Source organism: Propioniciclava soli, from assembly GCF_038502305.1.
Classification (GTDB): Bacteria; Actinomycetota; Actinomycetes; order Propionibacteriales; family Propionibacteriaceae; genus Propioniciclava; species Propioniciclava soli.
On the sequence record NZ_CP115965.1, the window covers coordinates 1,912,645 to 1,930,361 of the forward strand.

Annotated in this window: 14 protein-coding genes and 1 tRNA gene; 4 read left to right on the plus strand and 11 right to left on the minus strand. The window is 67.4% G+C overall.

Annotated features, from left to right (window positions below; all coding sequences use genetic code 11):
• Positions 1-52 precede the first annotated feature (52 nt).
• The 6 genes from PCC79_RS08660 to cmtR form a co-directional block, all read right to left on the minus strand.
• Positions 53-1,294 (minus strand): Shedu immune nuclease family protein, encoded by a 1,242-nt coding sequence (locus PCC79_RS08660; RefSeq protein ID WP_232550201.1) that lies wholly within the window; start codon positions 1,292-1,294, stop codon positions 53-55.
• Between the two features lie 84 nt (positions 1,295-1,378).
• A complete protein-coding gene (locus PCC79_RS08665) occupies positions 1,379-3,892 on the minus strand; it encodes a DEAD/DEAH box helicase (RefSeq protein ID WP_232550200.1) in 2,514 nt (837 codons plus the stop codon).
• Entirely contained in the window at positions 3,892-5,898 is a 2,007-nt protein-coding gene (locus PCC79_RS08670; RefSeq protein ID WP_232550199.1) for a site-specific DNA-methyltransferase, read from the minus strand. The genes PCC79_RS08665 and PCC79_RS08670 overlap by 1 nt, the downstream gene beginning before the upstream one ends.
• A 53-nt stretch (positions 5,899-5,951) precedes the next feature.
• The gene (locus PCC79_RS08675; RefSeq protein WP_232550198.1) at positions 5,952-6,560 is read right to left on the minus strand and encodes a recombinase family protein; all 609 of its coding nucleotides are present in this window, start codon (positions 6,558-6,560) and stop codon (positions 5,952-5,954) included.
• 233 nt (positions 6,561-6,793) lie between these two features.
• A complete protein-coding gene (locus PCC79_RS08680; protein ID WP_232550197.1) occupies positions 6,794-7,396 on the minus strand; it encodes a cadmium resistance transporter in 603 nt (200 codons plus the stop codon).
• Entirely contained in the window at positions 7,393-7,752 is a 360-nt protein-coding gene (cmtR, locus tag PCC79_RS08685) for a Cd(II)/Pb(II)-sensing metalloregulatory transcriptional regulator CmtR (RefSeq protein WP_038992393.1), read from the minus strand. Before cmtR ends, PCC79_RS08680 begins: the two co-directional genes overlap by 4 nt.
• Positions 7,753-7,944: 192 nt before the next feature.
• Between cmtR and PCC79_RS08690 the strand changes: the two genes are divergently transcribed.
• From PCC79_RS08690 to PCC79_RS08700, 3 genes are all read left to right on the plus strand, one after another.
• On the plus strand, positions 7,945-8,517 hold the full coding sequence (locus tag PCC79_RS08690; protein WP_232550196.1) for a recombinase family protein: 573 nt from the start codon (positions 7,945-7,947) through the stop codon (positions 8,515-8,517).
• A 375-nt stretch (positions 8,518-8,892) separates the two neighbouring features.
• On the plus strand, positions 8,893-9,525 hold the full coding sequence (locus PCC79_RS08695) for a hypothetical protein (protein WP_232550195.1): 633 nt from the start codon (positions 8,893-8,895) through the stop codon (positions 9,523-9,525).
• A gap of 134 nt (positions 9,526-9,659) precedes the next feature.
• Positions 9,660-11,477, plus strand: a complete 1,818-nt coding sequence (locus PCC79_RS08700; protein ID WP_232550194.1) for a hypothetical protein — start codon at positions 9,660-9,662, stop codon at positions 11,475-11,477.
• A gap of 197 nt (positions 11,478-11,674) precedes the next feature.
• Here PCC79_RS08700 and PCC79_RS08705 read toward each other — a convergent pair whose 3' ends face one another.
• Together PCC79_RS08705 and PCC79_RS08710 are read right to left on the minus strand one after the other, a co-directional pair.
• The gene (locus PCC79_RS08705) at positions 11,675-13,207 is read right to left on the minus strand and encodes a type IV secretory system conjugative DNA transfer family protein (RefSeq protein WP_342371600.1); all 1,533 of its coding nucleotides are present in this window, start codon (positions 13,205-13,207) and stop codon (positions 11,675-11,677) included.
• Positions 13,208-13,784: 577 nt separating this feature from the next.
• A tRNA-Pro gene (locus PCC79_RS08710) sits at positions 13,785-13,858 on the minus strand.
• A gap of 202 nt (positions 13,859-14,060) precedes the next feature.
• On the opposite strand from PCC79_RS08710, the gene PCC79_RS08715 reads away from it, so the two are divergent.
• Positions 14,061-14,579, plus strand: a complete 519-nt coding sequence (locus PCC79_RS08715; RefSeq protein ID WP_232547900.1) for a hypothetical protein — start codon at positions 14,061-14,063, stop codon at positions 14,577-14,579.
• A 68-nt stretch (positions 14,580-14,647) separates the two neighbouring features.
• Here the strand turns inward: PCC79_RS08715 and PCC79_RS08720 are convergent, their stop codons facing one another.
• The 3 genes from PCC79_RS08720 to cmk are packed head-to-tail and all read right to left on the minus strand — an operon-like array spanning position 14,648 to position 17,684.
• Positions 14,648-15,700 (minus strand): alanine racemase, encoded by a 1,053-nt coding sequence (locus PCC79_RS08720; RefSeq protein ID WP_232547899.1) that lies wholly within the window; start codon positions 15,698-15,700, stop codon positions 14,648-14,650.
• A complete protein-coding gene (gene der, locus PCC79_RS08725; RefSeq protein WP_232547898.1) occupies positions 15,697-17,016 on the minus strand; it encodes a ribosome biogenesis GTPase Der in 1,320 nt (439 codons plus the stop codon). The genes PCC79_RS08720 and der overlap by 4 nt, the downstream gene beginning before the upstream one ends.
• Positions 17,013-17,684: a (d)CMP kinase gene (gene cmk / locus PCC79_RS08730; RefSeq protein ID WP_342371601.1), complete on the minus strand. Its 672-nt coding sequence runs from the start codon at positions 17,682-17,684 to the stop codon at positions 17,013-17,015. Before cmk ends, der begins: the two co-directional genes overlap by 4 nt.
• Between the last annotated feature and the right edge of the window lie 33 nt (positions 17,685-17,717).

Genomic DNA, 17,717 nt, shown 5'->3' on the forward strand with positions numbered 1-17,717 from the left:
GCCGGACGCCCTGACAACCGAGAGGGGCCGAAGGGTTCCTGGCCCATGGACGTCATTGAATCCTCTCTTCATCGGGCTCGAGACTCACGATCCACTCGGCACGGGCTAGGAGTTCGTCGAAGGTAACCACCTCGGGCGAGTTGAGGCTTCGACGATATAGCTCAAAAGAACGAATTTTGTCCAACCGGTGACCTCCTTGATCACCAACGAACTCCGAGTGGGTACCGATCACGAGGAAGGACCTGGGCTGGTACAAGTACGTCCAGTCTCCTGGAACTTCCGCCCCGTCTGGGCCCAAACTCGCAATCCGATGTCCGATGTCGGAAATGGCCGCGTGTACTGTCGCTTGGACTTGGCTGACTCCCCCGGTCAGTTCTTTCGAAGGGGGCCAGCACCCTGGGCGATACTCTCGAGCTTCCAGCAGACCAGATCTCGCGGTCTTGAACTCCGCGAAGACCATTGAGCGAATGATGCCTGCCGTGCGGAGAAGGCCGTCGGTTCTCTTTCCTCGGCCCGAGATCGAGTAGCCACTGACCACTTGCTCAAGACGATCAGCGTTCCATGAAGTGAGAAACTGGGTGGAAAGACCCACTCCTAAGATCCATGGGTTGTCTTCGAAGAAGCGCTGCCAGACGGGCTCGTCTCCATGTGCGCCCAACCGTTCCCGTTCAGCTGCGAATGCGTCCTCATCCTGGAGGAGATTACGGAAGTGGGCCACTGCGGCCCGGCGACCAGCAGTGGCAACAATGTCCTTCGCATTCGCGTCCTGAGCGATCAGAGTCCTCAGGACCTCTGGATCCAGGTCGTAACCGGCGAGCGCAGTGGGATCGGCGAAGAGCCTGCGGACGACATCATCATCCAGTCTCGTTGTGAGCTCACCCTCGATCGGGAAGTAAGGAAGGTTGCGAAAGAGCTGCGCGAGCGCTTGGGCGTCTTCGCTTCTTAGGTGCAGCACGCTCCCAGCCTTGGTCGCGCCGTCCTTGGTGGTGGTCAACTTCTGAATCCATAGGTCCTTGATCCGGTCAGAAGACCCCGCCACCAGAAGCTTCACCTGCGAGCGACCAGCCGGGGACGACGCCACGGGCCAGACAGCGCCATCAACTTCGACGGTCCCAGATTCGCAGCCATCGCCATCAAAAACCTTGGTGATGAATCGAGCCGGCTTGCCGTCGTCGTCGGACCCTGACCGCTTCAATGGGAAGCCCCGGGAGACGTATGTGTGGCCGCTGAGTCGCCCCTGCATCCACGTCGTTTCATCGGCGTCATCGTCGAACGAGTCGAGGTCCCACGACACGGTGGCCATCCTTTCCCATCTGGATGGCCAGCGGGAGCACCTGACAGGCGTTACCGAGCCAGGGTCGGACCAGGTGCGTCAGTGTCATCGCCCGAATCCCTTCATCTGGTCCCACGATCCTTGCGCATCGCTAACGTCGCGCTCCGCCAGCAGCAGATAGTGCCACTCGACGTCCCGGACTTCAGGCGATGAGTTGACAACGTTTGTCCACCGGCGGGCGCCCCGACGTTTGCCAAGGACTTCTTCGGTTGTGATGTCTTTGTCAGCCTTGGTTTCGACGAGCCATCCGTGGGGGCGTCCGTCAATTTCCTCGATGACGACGAGGTCGGGGTTGTACTGACGTCCGTCTGCGGTCCAGGTGATCGGGATGTCGTTGCGGTGAAGCCGCGCCCAGACGATCACGCTCTTGGCCTCGTCGATCGCGTTCGCCGCTCGATACTCGGGCTTGGTGTCGAACCACGCGTTGGAGTACAGGTTGCGTTCCCAGCCGTTGAAGGCGACGTTGCGGTCAAAGCCGCCGTCCGGGTGTCCGTCGAGTTGGCGCTTGCGAGCGGCGCGGACCTTCTCGAGGGGGACGAGTTCCACCTTGTCCTCGTAGCTGACCTGGGCGTTGCTGGCATCGCGTAGCGCCAACGAGACTTCCGCTTGGAGGCGTTGCGCGCAGCGTTCCCCGAACGCGGAGAGGCTGGGCGCGGCGTCCTCGCCCATCGCGTCGATGACGCGCGCGACGATGCGTTGGGCTGCACCGATCTCCGCGGGGCGTTGCGCGACGCCCTTCACGGCCATGACGTGTTCCAGGAGCATCTGGCGGGATGCCTCCAGCGGGACGTCCATCACGAAGGTTGCGCTGATCTCGTCAGTCGCTGCCTCCACTCCGACCTTGACGGCACGATCGCTGACACGTTTGGCCACGATCTTGGTGCGTCGCAGGTCGGTGGACAGCTCGGTGGTGAGTGCTTTGCCGAGCCGGTCGAATCGTGTGTACTCGTCGGTGTCGATGTCGTTGAGGCTCACGTGGGCGGGCACCGGAACCGACTTCACCTTGGGGATCAGGATCGGTTCGCGGCCCACCAGAGGAAGGTACTCGCGAAGTTGAGCTTCGTCCTGCGCCTCATCGTCGGCTTGGGCTTGGCGGGTGTCGCTGTCGACGATGGACGTCGGCTGCGCCGCGCCGGGGGACGAAGGCGAAGCCGTAGTCCGACCGGACTGGGCTGCGAGGGGTGAATCGAAGCCGGGCAACACGTCAGCGGTGACTTCTTCGACCTTGGTGGTGACGGTCAATGTGCCGTCTGGTCGGGTGCGGGTTTCGGCGTAGGTGTAGTAGTCGACGAAGCTTTGATTCAGGACGTTCCGCTTCTCCAGCAGAGCCTCGTAGCGTTCGTGGGCGAGGACCTCGAGGGTGTCGAGGAACTCGATGCCTGTGTAGCTGCCGAACGGCAGCCGTAGGCCGCGCCCCAGGGTCTGCTCGGTGAGGACCTCGGACACCGAGGCTCGCATGGAGGCGACGACGTAGACGTTCTTGACGTCCCAGCCCTCCTTCAGCATTCCCACGTTGATGATGACTCGTACCGGCGAGTCGGGGTCTTCAACGGCGTCCAGGTCAGCAAGAGCCTGCTCCTTGGCGTCGCCGGTCAGTCTGGAGTGGACCAGAAGGGTGCGGTTCACCCAAGCGCCCCCGTCGAAATCGGCAGAGTCGAGTACGTCGCGGAATTCGTGAGCCTCTTCGATGTTGCGCGCTACTACGAGCATCACCGGGTTCACCGGATCGAGCCCGTTCTCCTCGCAGTATCGGCTCAGGACGCGTTCCTTCTTTCGCAGCAGGCTGACACCGTCAAGGAGCTTCGTCTCTGCGTCGTTGCGGTCGTCCCGCCGGCCGACCACGACGGGTGTCTTGACGAGTTGGTCAGCGATCGCCGCAGCCAGCGGGTATCGGTAGACGACCAACTTCTCGTCAGCCCTTTCCGGGGTCGCGGTCAGTCCTACGACGAGTTCGGGATTCAGCTCGCGAATGGTGCGAGAGAACGCTGGTCCGCGGTAGCAGTGGTGTTCGTCAGCGAAGATGACCAGGTCGTCCTGCCGTGCCAGCCACTCGTAGAATGACGTGCCCAAGCCCTCCTGGAACTCGTGGGTGGCTCGTCCCTCCCCCGTTGCAGACGTGAGCGCCTGCACCGTGAACACGTACACCTTGGTGCGCGTCGGATCCTCCATCACAGCACGAGTTGCGGGACTGTCGAAGTTGTCGGCGGTAACCAGGAAGGGCACCGATCGCATGCCCGGCGTAAGTGACTTCTTGTCGCCCGGAGTGAAGTTTCGGATCGTCTTGTTCCTGATCGTTCGGCCTGGCGCCATCACGAGAAAGTTGCGAGCCGGCGGGTCCGCCAACGCCAGGTACTCGATCAATCCGGCCAGAACGTATGTCTTCCCGACACCGGTCGCGGCGTCGACGATGCACTCGAACACACTGTCGTTCCCGTCGAGGTCGTAATGCAGCGACGTTCGAAGAAGGACGGTCTCGACAGCGCGCCGGTTCGTTTGACGAAGATCGAGCCGTTCCGCGACCTCGTCCAACAGTTCGCGGTCCACGTTCAGGTCGCCCATCAGCCCTCCTCCACTCGCTGCCCGCCGAACGGCGTCCTGTCGGCCTTGCTGCGCCGGTATGTGTCCAGCACGGCGCTCGGGATGCGGTAAACGCGCGAACCCGGACGCAATTCCTTCAACCGTGTTGCCGCACCGTCGTCGATCTGAGTGGCCCACACTTCGACGTTCTCACCGTCGGCCAACTGCTCGACGATGGCGTCGATGGTGCCCACGCCGACCATGCCGTCGATTACTGCGAGCCGTCGTCTGCCCTGCCGGCCTGCAAAGATGCCGTCGGGTTCGTAGCGCGCGCTGAGCTGGGCACACATTGCCTCGGACAGAGCGCCATGGGTCGCCCACTCGGCCAACATGACCATGCCACCGATCTCCTCGAACATCGAGGGTCCAACCTCGACGTGCGAGAATCCACCTCCGCCGTGCCAAACCACCGAGGTCACATCGTGTGTGCGGGTCGCGGCTCGGATGGACCGGAGGACGTCTGGCGTCATCTTCACAAACTCTGATTGAAGAACTCTGGTCAAGAGACGATTGAACTCGTGCGCCTGTGCGGCGCTCAGTCCGTCGGGCAACTCTACGTCCGAGTCAGCCTCCCGTCTGGTCACCCGGCTCACGCCCCCCGTATCTGTCCCCTCGATCACCATCCGTAAGCGAGGCTTGGTGAAGGCTTTCACCGTCGCTGCGTGGAGTTCGCTGGTGACCCAACGTCGTCCAAGCTTGTGCGCTACTGCGGCCGTAGTGCCAGATCCTGCGAAGCAGTCGAGCACGAGGTCCCCAGGACTTGAGGCGATGTGGATGATGCGCTCAAGCAGTTCCTCAGGCTTCGGGGTGGCAAAGACGCTTTGGTTTGGGAAAAGGCTGCGGACCTGGTTCTTTCCTCTCAGGGAGCCGCCAACCTCCGATGACTGCCAGAGGGTCTCCGGCACGCGGCCCTCGTCGACCAGGTGCTTCTTCCTCTGAATGCGCTCCTTCTCGATGTTCAGGAAGACCAGCTCAGGCCACATCCCCTCGGCGTGCCGCGCCCTCGCGCTGCGCGCCGAGTCCTCGACCGGGTCCAGGAGCATGATGGCTGGCACCCCGGCCTTCACCAGGTCCGGGGTCGTGCCGCAGATCATTGCCCTCTGGGTTTCGTCGCCGATGTCACGCAACTCGTAGTTCGCATACTCGTTCATCTGTTCGAGGAACCAGGACTGGGCTTTGCCCCAGCATCGGCCAGGTGTCGGGTACATGAGGCCGCCGGTGACTGGGTGTTGGATCGCATAGACCATAGGGTGGTTAGTCGCCGCCTTGCCCGCGGTGGCATCGCCATCGCGCCACGGCACCGGGTCACCGTCACGCGATCGGTAACGTGTCGTATTCGACGCAGCGAGACGAGCGACACGATTGGGCCGCCAAGCATCCGTGGCGCGGTAAACCAAGATGACGTCGTGGGATCCCGAGATCCCGGTGCTGTCGTTTCGGGGGGAGGTGACCTTCTGCCACACCACTTCAGCGACGAAGTTCTCGGATCCCAACTCCTCGTCCATCACGACGCGACAACGATGGACCTCGGTGTCATCTAGGTGGAGCCAAACCGACGAGTCCCGCGCCAACAGCGGCTTCAGCTGCTTCAGACGGTCTCGGAGCATGGTGAGCCAGATCGAGTGCTCGATGCCGTCCTCGTAGTTGGCGAAGGCTTGCCCGGTGTTGAAGGGCGGGTCGATGTAGACCAGCTTCACTTGGCCGAGGTACCGGTCGGCGTACTCCGGAATCTTTGCTAGTGCATCGAGGGCGTGCATCGCGTCACCCGTGATGAGCAGATTGTCGGAGGTGGGAGTCGGCAGCTCAGAGGGGCGTTCCGTCGGGGTAGGCGCTTCAACCCGGTCCACCTCATGCAATAGGCGGACCTCGGCTACGCGGCGGTCCGACGGGTCGACGAACGTGTAGTCGTAGCGGCCGTCGCCGGTGGACAGGAGCGTTTTGTCTTTGTTGGTCCACGTCAGTTCGAGACGCCCCTCATGCCTACCCATGGGAGCCACTCTGCCAGTCAGCACCGACAGCCTTTGGACGCCGTCTGGCCGTGCTACTGGTCATGTGGATCCTTCCGCGAGGCTGCTGGCACTTCCGCGGCCAAGCTCCGGTACAGCGTGGTTCGATCAACGCCGAGTTGCCGCGCGATGTGTGCCTTGGGGACGCCGAGCGCAATCTGCTCGCGAGCGTGCACCACTTGGTCTGGGGTCAGCGCGCGACGGCGGCCCGCGTACTTGCCGGCCTCTTTGGCGAGCTTGATGCCTTCAGCTTGGCGTTCGCGGATCAGGTTGCGTTCGAACTCGGCAAAGGAACCGAGGATCTGGAGCAGGAGTCGGCCCATGGGGTCTTGGTTGGCGCGGCGGTAGCTCTGCTTCTCCTTGAGGAAGGTGACGGCTGCGCCTTTGGTGAGGATCTCGTCGACGATCTGCTGCAGGTCGATGAGAGAGCGGGCGAGGCGGTCCATGGAGGCCACCAGGACGGTGTCTCCATCGCGGATGTAGGCCAGGCAGTCGCGTAGTCCGTTGCGGTCGGCGCGGGACTTACCGGTGATCTTGTCGTGGAACAGGCGGTCCACCTTGCCGATCGCTTCGAGCTGCCGAGCAAGATTCTGGTCAGTGCTGGAGACGCGGACGTATCCAACCGTCTCTCCGTGTGGCGGCATGTTTAGACCTTCGAGCAAGTGTGTGGCTTTGACCTTGCTGGGGACTCTAGCGCAACACTCAGCGGCAACGATGGAGGTGAGGCTGTGGCTTCGTTCGCTTGGTGGCGGGGTTTTTGCAGCGCTCCGTGGCGGTCTTGTTGCCGCGATCACGCAGGACTGGCTGCAGGTAGGTGTCGCGGTCTGAACCGAGAGGGGTGCGCCCGGTCGGGGCCGTTTGAATCGGTGCCGCTACGTCAGAGTCCGAAGGCTCCGCCGCTGACGAGGATCACGATGCCGAGGCCGATGAGAACGATGGGGAAGAGGATGTGCTCCCAGCGTTCGAGCACTTCGGCGATCGGGGGGCGGGTGGCGACGACCTTTGCCAGGGCCACCAGGACCGCGACGAGCGCGAGGAAGACGATGCAGTAGGCGACTACTGCGAGAGGTTCCACGCTGAGGAAGACAGGGGTGTAGACGCCGATGTTGTCGCCGCCGTTGGCAAGGGTGACGCCTGCGACTGTCCACACGCCGACCTTCTTGCCGGCAACCTTGGCCTCGTCGTCATCGTCGTCATCGTCTCCGCGCCAGGCCTGCCATGCGGCCCAGAGGCCGAGGCCCAGAGGGATGAGACCGAAGTACGGGATGGCTGCCGAGGGCAGGAATGCTCCGGCACCGATGGTCACTAGGACCGCGGCACCGAGGATGCCGGCGAATCCGAGGTACTGGCCGGCCAGAATGCGGGCGGTAGTGCCGCGCTGGCCTGCCCCTCGCGCGAAGAAGAGGGAGAGCACGATGATGTCGTCGATGTTGGTCGCTGCGAACAGGCCCATCGCCTGCAAGACCGAGGTGAGGATCATGCGCCCACCCCAGCTGCGTCGCATCCGGGAAGCGAGCAGGCGGGATCGATGCACGGGGCGTCTTCGTCCACTGCCAGGGTGGCATCGACCAGTGCCGTCAGCGCCTGCGCCAGGTGCGAATCGGCGATCTCATATCGTGTCCGACGACCCTCGGGCTCGGAGACGACGATCCCGCAATCGCGCAGGCATGCCAGGTGGTTGGACACGTTCGGGCGTGTCAGGTCCAGATCTCGGGCCAGTTCCGCCGGGTAAGCGGGATGGTCGAGCAGGGTCAAGATGATCCGGGATCGAGTGGGGTCGGCCAGTGCACGACCCAGGCGGTTCATCACGTCGAGACGCGAAGCAATAGTCAGCATGGACTGAACTATACAGCGCGCACTGAACACTCGGTCACAGGCGTCAGCCCAGATCGCATGCCCGTAAGGGGAACCTTCACCGTACGTCGAGAGAGCTTCCTCCTCGACGACTCCTTACGAGGGATCGCCATGTACGCAAGACCCGTACGGTGACATGGGCGGTGAAGGGAGGCTAACTGCAACAATGGGGACATGCATGTCGGCTACGCGCGCGTCTCGACTCTCGAGCAAGATCTCTCCGCCCAACGGGAAGCGCTTGAGCGCCTCGGAGTCGAGAGCAAGAACATCTACTTCGACCACGGCCTGACGGGAACGACCCGCGCCCGGCCCGGGCTGCGCGAAGCGCTGGCCGCGACCCGGGACGGCGACACCCTGGTGGTGACCAAGCTCGACCGGCTGGCCCGCTCGCTCCCGGACGCGAGGGACATCGCGGACGAGCTCACCATCAAGGGAGTGGCGCTCAGTCTCGGAGGCAGCGTCTACGACCCCAACGACGCCGTCGGCCGGTTGCTGTTCAACGTGCTCGGCATGGTGGCCGAGTTCGAGGCGGACCTCATCCGCCTGCGCACCCGCGAGGGCATGGCCATCGCCAGATCCAAGGGCAAGCTCAAGGGCAAGAAGCCCACGCTCTCGCCCTCTCAGCGCAAGCATCTGTTGACGTTGCACGCGGCTGGCGAGCACACCCAGGCCGAGCTCGCCGAGCTGTTCAACGTCTCCCGCACCACCATCTACCGCGAGCTGCACCGCACCACGGCGGACACCTGACCGCGCCTGCACCGCCACTGAGCGATCACAGAAGCCCGCCACCAAGCCATCACATCCACACACGGGAGGCTTGGGTTTACGTTCAAGCCAGCAGCCGTTTCGGGGCGTCCATGGAGTACACCCCGTTGGACACCCGATCAGCGGGCCGAGCGGCCCAACACAACATCAGGAACAGCGCGCTCATGCCGCGAGGTTCAAGCGCGTTTGGAGACCGATGGTGGCGGCGCGAGGTTGGGCACCGCTCGCCTCGCCGCCACGCTGCTCGGCGATTGCAGCCCCACCCGCCGTCGGAAGCGGCAGAATGTCGGGTATGCGACGGATGGACACCGTGTGACGCACGAGCTTGGCTTGCCTGTCACCCCCACAACGAGCCGAATGCAGGACGCAGTCCGGCTGCTGCTCCTCGTCGACGGCGCCGCTGAGCCACTCGGCGACCCGCCGCCACCTGCTGCGCCCGACGGGGCGGTCGGAGTGCTGCGTACGCAGGTTCTGCTGCAGAAGCTCGATTTCTGGCTCCGCAACCCGGACTACTTCGCGAACATGCTCCTTGACCGCTTCGAGGAGGGCGGTGACGTCGCGCTTCTGGATCATGCCGAGCGAATCCTGACGTCGGAGGAGCCGGAGGTCCGCCGATACCCGATGCTCCGTTACCGATTCGGCGCGTACGAGCCCCTCGACTCTGCACTGTCCGTGCTCGCCGGCGCGGGTCTGGTGTTCCGGCGTCGCGAGGGAACTCCTGGCAGGACCCGGCAGCATAACTACTACTTGACGGGGCTAGGCCGGCAGGTCGCCCGCGACATCGTCGCCCAGGAGCCTGTGCTGCAGTACTACGTCGACCGCGTGGCGCTGCTCGTTGAGGTGACCGCCGGGCGGGGCGGCACCGAGCTCAAGGATGAGCAGTATCTGCAGCAGGAATACGCCGACACGACGTACAACACCCGGATCGGGGCGATCTCGAGCCGGGTCCGCGGGCGCCTCATCGCGATCCGCCATGCGGGTGCCGCGTGACGGGGCCGCAGCACCCGCCGCTAGCCGGTCGGGTCGCGGCGCGCAGCGGGGCCGATCCGGCCCTCGTCGAGGCGGTTCTCGCTGCGCACGCGGTCCCCAACTCGCACGTGCCCGCGACCGTCCGGTCCCTGAGAGTGGCCCGCCTCCGGCTGCGCGGTTCGAAGGCCGGTCCGCAGGGCACCGGCCCGTTTGACGCGACGTTCGCCTTTCCCTCGGGGGTTGTTATGGCCGTCGGCGCGAACCTGCGGGGCAAGACGACGCTGCTTGAGGCGATTGCGCTGTGCCTGCGCGGCGAACCCCGCGAGCTCCAGCGAGACGTCGCCGCGTGGCTCAGCGACGTCGAGTGCGACGTCGAGATCAACGGAAGACCGACCGGATTCCGTGTCGCGATGCGCGATGGCGCGGTCGCCGGTGGTGCCATCCTGGAAGCTGACGACCTCGCCAGTCTGATACCCGGGTCGTCAGGATCCCGGAGCGTGCTGACGGCCGGCTCGGCCGAGGAGTACGCCCGCGCGGTGGATGCGTTCATGCTGGATCGCCTGTCGCTGGAGCCGCTACTCGCGGCGATCAAGACAGGCGGCGTGCAGACCCACCGGTGGGCGTCGTACTTCGGCGCGCTGTACCTGCCCGCAGGGCGCGACTCCGCCCTCATCGGCGAGACCGTCATGGCGGGACTGGCCGGACGGCTACTGACGGTGTTTCTGGACTTGCCCGGCGCTGCGCTACTCACCCGGGTGAAGGCCGCTCGCGACGCGGCGCGCAACCGCACGAAGGAGGACGCGGCTGCACAGGCGGCGGCGGCCGTAGCGCGTAACGCCCGCCGCGAGCAGCTCGAAGCGCTCGACCGTGCGCGCGCAGGGCTGGACCATCTCTCGCGGCGGTTGCCCGCGCGGTCGGCGTCCGCGGCCGCCGCCGACGTGACCGCGCTGGCCGGGCGGCTGGCTGACGCGGAGGCAGACTGGGCCGGCGCCAGCGCGCTGTGCCGGCAGGCCCGCGCGGCCCGACAACACGACGAACGAGCGCTCAACGACTACCGTGAGTCAGCGGTCGCGTGGGCGCTGTTTCATGGCCTCGACCCGGCGGCTTGCCCCAGGTGCGAAGCGCCGGTCGCCGCCGAGCGCAAGGCTAGGGAGGCGGAGAGCCACGCCTGCGCCGTATGTGCGCAACCGATCGCCGCCGACGATAACGTCGAGGCCGCGCGCGAAGCCGAAGACGAGCTGGCTGCCGCGGTCGAGGCGTCATCGAGGGCCGAGGCTGCCGCACTTGAGGCGCTTGAGCGCGCCCAGGCGGAGGCTGCCGAACTCTCGGAGCGACTTGCGGAGGCAGAGGCAGAACTCCGCCAGGCAAGGGAAGCCGCCGAGGTCGACGAGCGCACTTCGCTAGAACTCGCTGTCGCTCGTGCGGAAGGAGCGCTCGCCGTCTTGCCCAAGGACGACCTCGCGCCGGTCGACCCGGCTGATGCGGTCCTCGCCGCGCTCGTCAAAGAGCTCGAAGACGACCTCGTCGAGGCGTCCCGCGAGTTGTTCGACGAGCTAGGCGAGGAGATCGCCGTCTTGGCGCGCAGCTTCGGCATGGAATCGGTGACCGAGATCCGGATCAACCGCTCGGCGGCGCTCAAGGTTGCCAAGGGCGGCACCGAGGCGGGCGGGTTCTCCGCGCAGTCGCCCGGCGAGCGGCTGCGGCTGCGGATCGCCACGGTCCTCGCGCTACTGCGCGTCGGTCACCGGCGGGGCATCGCGACGCATCCCGGGCTGTTGATGTTGGACAGCCTCAAGGCTGAGGAGGTTCAGGACTCGGATGCCGCCGCGCTGTTGGACGCGCTCGTGGGGGCCGCCGCGGACACGCCCGGGCTGCAGGTTCTGACGACGTCCGCGGACCAGTCACTTCCGCTGGGAAGGTTGCCGCAGGACGCGGTCATCGCCCCGACCGGTCACGACGAACCGCTCTGGTGATTGATCCGACCGGCGGGCGTAACAGGAGGTGGCGCGGCGTGGACCACCCATTAGTGATCGCGCTCCTCGACGCCGAGCATGCTGGCCGGACAGCACACCCATCCGCACTGGGCAGCGCCGACGACGCCGGTCCGGTCCTCGCCGCGCTCGCCAGCGACCCACTCGCGCCGTTGGCCGCCCGCGCGCTCGTCTCGGCGTCAGACGCCGACCCAAACGACTGGCGCGATTTCGTGCGGGAGTTCGCGGCCGGCCTCGATCTGCAGACGAGCGTGCTCGCGCTTCAGGAGTCCGTTGGCCAGGGCGGCGAGTTGGCGGGCCTCGATGGAGACCTCGTCAGCACGCGCACGCTCGACGATGGTGCGGGTGGCGTCGAGTTCGGCCAACAGTTGGCGTCCGGTCTTGCCCTCGATGCAGCGCGACAGTTTGGCGATGATCGGGGGTGCGTTCTCGGGGACGACGAGGGCCTGCTTGGTGGGGATCTGCCGGACTTCCTCGGGTTTGAGGATGGCCATGTCCTCCCCGCTGACGCTGCGGCCACCCTTGCCGCCGGTCTGCCAGGTGGTGCGGGCGACGCGGACGCTGCCGACGAGTTCGGAGATCTCTCGGTTGAACCCGCCGTCCTTGCTGCCGCCGAACATGACCAGCACGTTGGTCAGGCCGAGCAGGGCGCGGGCTTCCTGCTCGCCGTACAGGGCGGCGAGCTGCCGCCACGTCTGTGCAGCCCAGATGAACGAGATGCCCAACGCTCGTTCGTTGGCCATCCGGATGCGGAGGGTGGGCAGGGGTGCGGTCGAGGGCAACTCATCGAGGCAGGCCAGCATCGGCGGGCACAGCTTGTTGTGCTCGCTGGCCGTGGCGAGGGCGAGGGCGGTGTCGAGGACGTGTTCGGCCAGGGCGGTCATCAGCGGGCTGGCGCTGGCGTAGGGGTCCTCGCGTCCCAGCAGGTAGATGGTGCCCCCGCGCCGGATGATGTCGGCGATGTCGGTGGCCGGATGCCCCGGACGCAGCATGCAGCGACGGCGGATGTCTGGCTGGAAGAACAAGGTCAACGCTTGCTGGACGGTGGTGATCGTGTTCCCGGCGGTGCGGTCGTCGCCGGTGAGCGCGCCGGTGAGCAGGCCGTGCCAGAACGGGGCGGCGTCGGGGTGCTCGCGCAGGATCTCGGCGGGTTCCTGAGTGGCGAGCGGGTTCGCGACCCAGCGCAGGACGACGTCGAGGGTCTGCCCGGTGAGCGCGGCCGCGTGGAAGTAGCCCTGCAGCACCTTGGCGGCCTCGGCGGCGTAGAACCGGGCTGCGGCATCACCGCTGCCGGAGGCGCCGGCCTTGACGGTGCCGGCGGTGAACGCCTTCGCCCGGCGTTCCGCCACGAGCGGGTCGACGCACCCGTCGATCGGGTTCCACACCAGTTCGGGCAGGCCAGGGACGGCGCCGAACGGGTCCAGGACGTGGCAGGGCCGGCCGTCGCGGGTGCGGGCCTGCCACGACAGCAGCAGGTCGGCCGGTTTGGTGAGGGTCACCAACGCTGCACCGGGGGCGGTGAGCAGGGCGGGGACGAGGATGTCGAGGGTCTTGCCCGAGCCCTGGGGGCCGATCACCCCGCAGGTGCGGTCCCACGGGCACCACAGGTCCCCGGCACGCGGGTGGTGGGCGCGGCCGATCCGCCACCCCACGTGGTGGGGGTCGAACCGGGGCCGACGGGGGCGGGGGGCGTGGTGCTGGATGAGGCTCATCGGAGTGCTCGCTTCTTGGGGTACAGGTCGGGGCGGATGACGTGGCGGACCTTGCGCAGGCGGCTCACGCCGAGGACGTGTGGTCCGCGACGCCACCAACTGGGACAGCATCGTCGTGAAGCTCGGACTGCCCGACCTCACCCGCCACGGCCTACGCCATACCGCAGCAACCTGGTGGCCGGCGCCGGCATCCCGCTGCACGTCCTCCAAGACATCCTCGGCCACGCCTCGATGGAGACCACCCGCGGCTATCTCCGTCCGGGCGACCGGCATCTTGCGTCGGCAGCCGAGCAGGCCAACGCCGTCCTGTCCGCCGCCGGGACAGCGCAAACAGGCCCGGAGCAGCGGCCCCTCAGCCAAAGGCCTGTGATGTGCGCCGGCGACAGCGCGGGTGGCTGCGCGGGCGTTCTGGTCCCCTTTTGGTCCGCCTATCCAGAGGACAGCGAGTCGAGGCGGTTTAACTGTCCACAGGCGAGCGCTCGACGTCACCCCAGGGGGACCAGAGGGGGACCACGGAAGTCCATCCTTGGACAGGACAAAGCCCCGGTGAGAGCCCCACTCTCACCAGGGCTTATTGTCGGGCTGACAGGATTTGAACCTGCGACCCCTTGACCCCCAGTCAAGTGCGCTACCAAGCTGCGCTACAGCCCGCCTGGCGAAACCCGGAGGTCTCACCGGCGTCCTACCTTAGCGGCTGGTGCGTCGGTTGTCGCATCGAGATGGCGTCCGCCCCGGGCACGGTCACCGCGACCGCGACGGACGGCGTCCGATGCCGGCCAGGTTCCACCCTTGACAAGGGCCGACGACTTGGAAAGGCTGGCCATCCAGTGCACACGATGCCAAGGGAGGCACCATGACCGGAAACCATCCTGAGAGCGACGCCCTGGCCGCCGGGGTTGCGGCCAACCGCCGCGACACCCGTGATGACGGCCTCATCGACGACGGTCGCCGTGATGACGCCGTCCGCGACGACCGCGGGGTGATCGACGGGGACACAGGCTTCCTCAACACCGACGACACCGTGGCGGACGACCGCGTCGACCGCGACGTGGAACCCGGCGAGGACGCCGACCTGGTGGCGCGCGACCGTCCCGATCCCTCCGAGGGTGCCGTGGTGGACGGCGTCGCCAGCGATCCGCTGCTCAACGTGGTGGACGGCCGCCCGGAGACGGTCGGCGTCGACCCGATCGACGACCACAGGGGCACGACCACCACGACGCGGACCACCGACCGTGACGTCACGACGAACCCCGACCTCGTCGCCGCCGATCCCGACCTCGCCGCGAACGGACGCGACCTGCGCGCCACCGATCGAGGCAACGACGGAGGCGCCACGGCCGCCGGGTACAACCAGGAGCAGCCGCGCCGCTGAGCGACAGCCCTGACCCGCAGCGCCCCCGCAATGCCGCCCCCACGGCCTTGCGGGGGCGTTGTGCGTGCTCAGGAGTTCATGCCCCGGGCGGAGACCGCCCAGGTGTCGACGGGTTCTCCGCCGTGCACGATCACGAACTCCTCGGCCAGATTCGCCGCGTTGCAGGCGTGGTTGGGCACCAGGCGCACCGTCGACCCCAGCGCCGGCAACGCCGCCCCACCGAGGTCAGCCACCGCGTGGTGCTCCGAGAGCAACACGATTCGGGCGTCCGGGAAGTCCAGCAAGCGCCCGAACCCGGACGCCCACGCCGCCCGATCCGCGCCCAGCGCCTTCGAGCCGGCGTCCAGCACGAGGCGTCCGCCGGCATGGCTCACCACCGTGGCGTGACAGGTCAGCGCGATCTGTTCGGGCGCGCAGGCACCCAACTCCCACTGCTGGGCGTCGTTGAACACGTACACCCCGGGCCGCAGCTCGGTCGCCCCCTCCCCCGCTGCCGCCAGGCTGGGCGTTGAGCCGCCGCTGATCACGTCCGGCTCCACCCCCGCAGCCCGCAACGACGCGGCGGCGGACGCCAGCGCCTCGGCCTCCTGCGCCGCAGCGGCCTCCCGGGCCCCCAAGCCATAGGAGTGTCCCGGAAACGTGAACACCCCGGCCACGGTCAAGCCCGCGTCCTGCGCCCGCGCCGCCAGCTCGCCCGCGGCGTCCGGCGCCACACCGGTGCGGTGATGACCGGAGTCGATCTCGACGACGCCGATCGCCCCCGTCCCGGCGAGGCGGCGTGCGGCGTCCAGCGAATCGAAACCGACGCGCACGGCCGCGCGCTCGCACAGCCGCACCAACCGCCGACGCCGATCGTCGTCCACCCACAGCGGGTAGGCGACGAAGAGGTCGTCGAAGCCGTCCTGGACGAACACCTCGGCCTCCCCCAGCGTCGCCACCGTGATGCCGTGCGCACCGGCCTCCACCTGGCGGTGGGCGATCTCGGGCGACTTGTGCGTCTTCACGTGCGGGCGCAGCGCGACCGCTCGGGCGTCCGCCCAGGCCGCCACGCGCTCGACGTTGGCGTCCAACACGTCGACGTCCACCGCGAGGAACGGCGTCGCCGGCCAGCGGCCACTCACCGCTTGCGCTTCTCCCGCGCGCGGAGCTGCACCACCACGGGGCTGCCGACGAAGCCGAATTCCTCACGCAGCCGGCGCTCGACGAACCGCAGGTACTGCGGGTCCATCTGGCCGGAGGTGAACAGCACGAAGGTGGGCGGGCAGTTCTGCGCCTGCGTGCCGAACAGGATGCGCGGCTGCTTGCCGCTGCGCACCGGGTGCGGGTGCGCCGCGGCGATGCGGCCGAGGAAGGCGTTGAGCTGGCCGGTGGTGACGCGCGTCTCCCACCCGGCGAGCGAGGCGTCGATCGCCTTCTTGAGCTTGTCGACGTTGCGTCCCGTCAGTGCTGAAATGTTCACCGTCGGTGCCCAGGCGAACGCTTGCACGTCCCGCTCGATCTCGCGGGTGAGGTAGCGGCGGCGCTCGTCGTCGGTCAGATCCCACTTGTTGTAGGCCACGACCATCGCCTTGCCGGCCTCCTCGGCCATGGTCAAGATCTTGAGGTCCTGGTCGGAGATCGACTCGGCGGCGTCGATGACGACGACGCACACCTCGGCCCGCTCGATCGCCTGCTGGGTGCGCAACGACGCGTAGTACTCGTGGCCGGACGCCTCCTTGACGCGGCGGCGCAGCCCGGCCGTGTCGATGAAGCGGTAGACCTCGCCGCCCAGCTCGACCAGCTCGTCCACCGGGTCGACCGTCGTGCCCGCGACGTTGTCGACCACCGAGCGCTGCTGCCCGGTGAGCTTGTTCAGCAGCGAGCTCTTGCCCACGTTTGGCTTGCCGACGATGGCGATGCGGCGCGGCCCGCCGGTCTCCTCGAACGTCTCCGCCGGTGCCTCGGGCAGGGCGGCGATGACGGCGTCCAGCAGGTCACCCGACCCGCGGCCGTGCAGCGCCGAGACGGCGAACGGCTCCCCCAGCCCCAGGTTCCACAGCCCGGACGCCTCGGCCTCGAGCCGCTGGTCGTCCACCTTGTTGGCGGCGAGCACCACCGGCTTCTTCGAGCGGCGCAGCACGCGGACGACGGCTTCGTCCTCGTCGGTGGTGCCCACGGTGGCGTCCACCACGAAGAGCACGGCGTCGGCGGCACCGATGGCCAGCTCGGCCTGCTCGGCGATCTGCGCGGCCATGCCCTCCGCGTCGGACGCCCAGCCTCCGGTGTCCACGATGACGAATTCGCGACCGTTCCAGTTGGCGTCGTAGGAGACCCGGTCGCGCGTGACGCCGGGCAGGTCCTGCACCACCGCCTCGCGGCGGCCGAGGATGCGGTTGACCAGTTGCGACTTGCCCACGTTGGGGCGGCCGACGACGGCCAGGACGGGTTTGAGGCTCACGAGGTGGACTCCTTGACGAGAGTGAGGATGGCCTCCACGACCTGGTCGAACGTCAGGTCGGAGGTGTCGAGCAGCAGGACGCCGTCGGCGGCGGTCTGGAATTCCACGAGGGCCGAGTCGTCGCGGTCGCGGCGCAGCACCTGGTCGCGCAGCTCGCTGGCGCTGAGGCGTCCGCCGAGCTCGGTGCCGCGGCGGGCCAGGCGGGCCTCCTCGGACGCGGTGAGCAACAGGCGCACGTCGGCGTCCGGGTAGACGACGGTGGTGATGTCGCGGCCCTCGGCGACGACACCGCTGGGGGCGGCGTCCATCAGGGCGCGCTGGCGGGCGACGAGATCGGCGCGGCACTGCGGGATGCGGGCGACGGTGGAGACGACGGCCGAGGTGCGGGGTTCGCGGATCTCGGCGGTGACGTCGCGGCCGTTGACGCGGACCCAACTCTCGTCGGGGTCGAGGGACAGCTCGATGTCGGCGCCCGTGGTGGCCGCGATGACGGCGTCGGTGTCGGCAGGGTCGACGCCGGCGTCCAGAAACGCCACGGCCACCGCGCGGTACATGGCGCCGGTGTCGAGGTAGGCCAGGCCGAGCCGGCGCGCCATCTCCCGGGAGGTCGACGACTTGCCGGACCCACTGGGCCCGTCGATGGCGATGACGAGTCGATCGGACGGCACCGGAGCAGTCTACTGGGGCGGCGCACCGGGGCG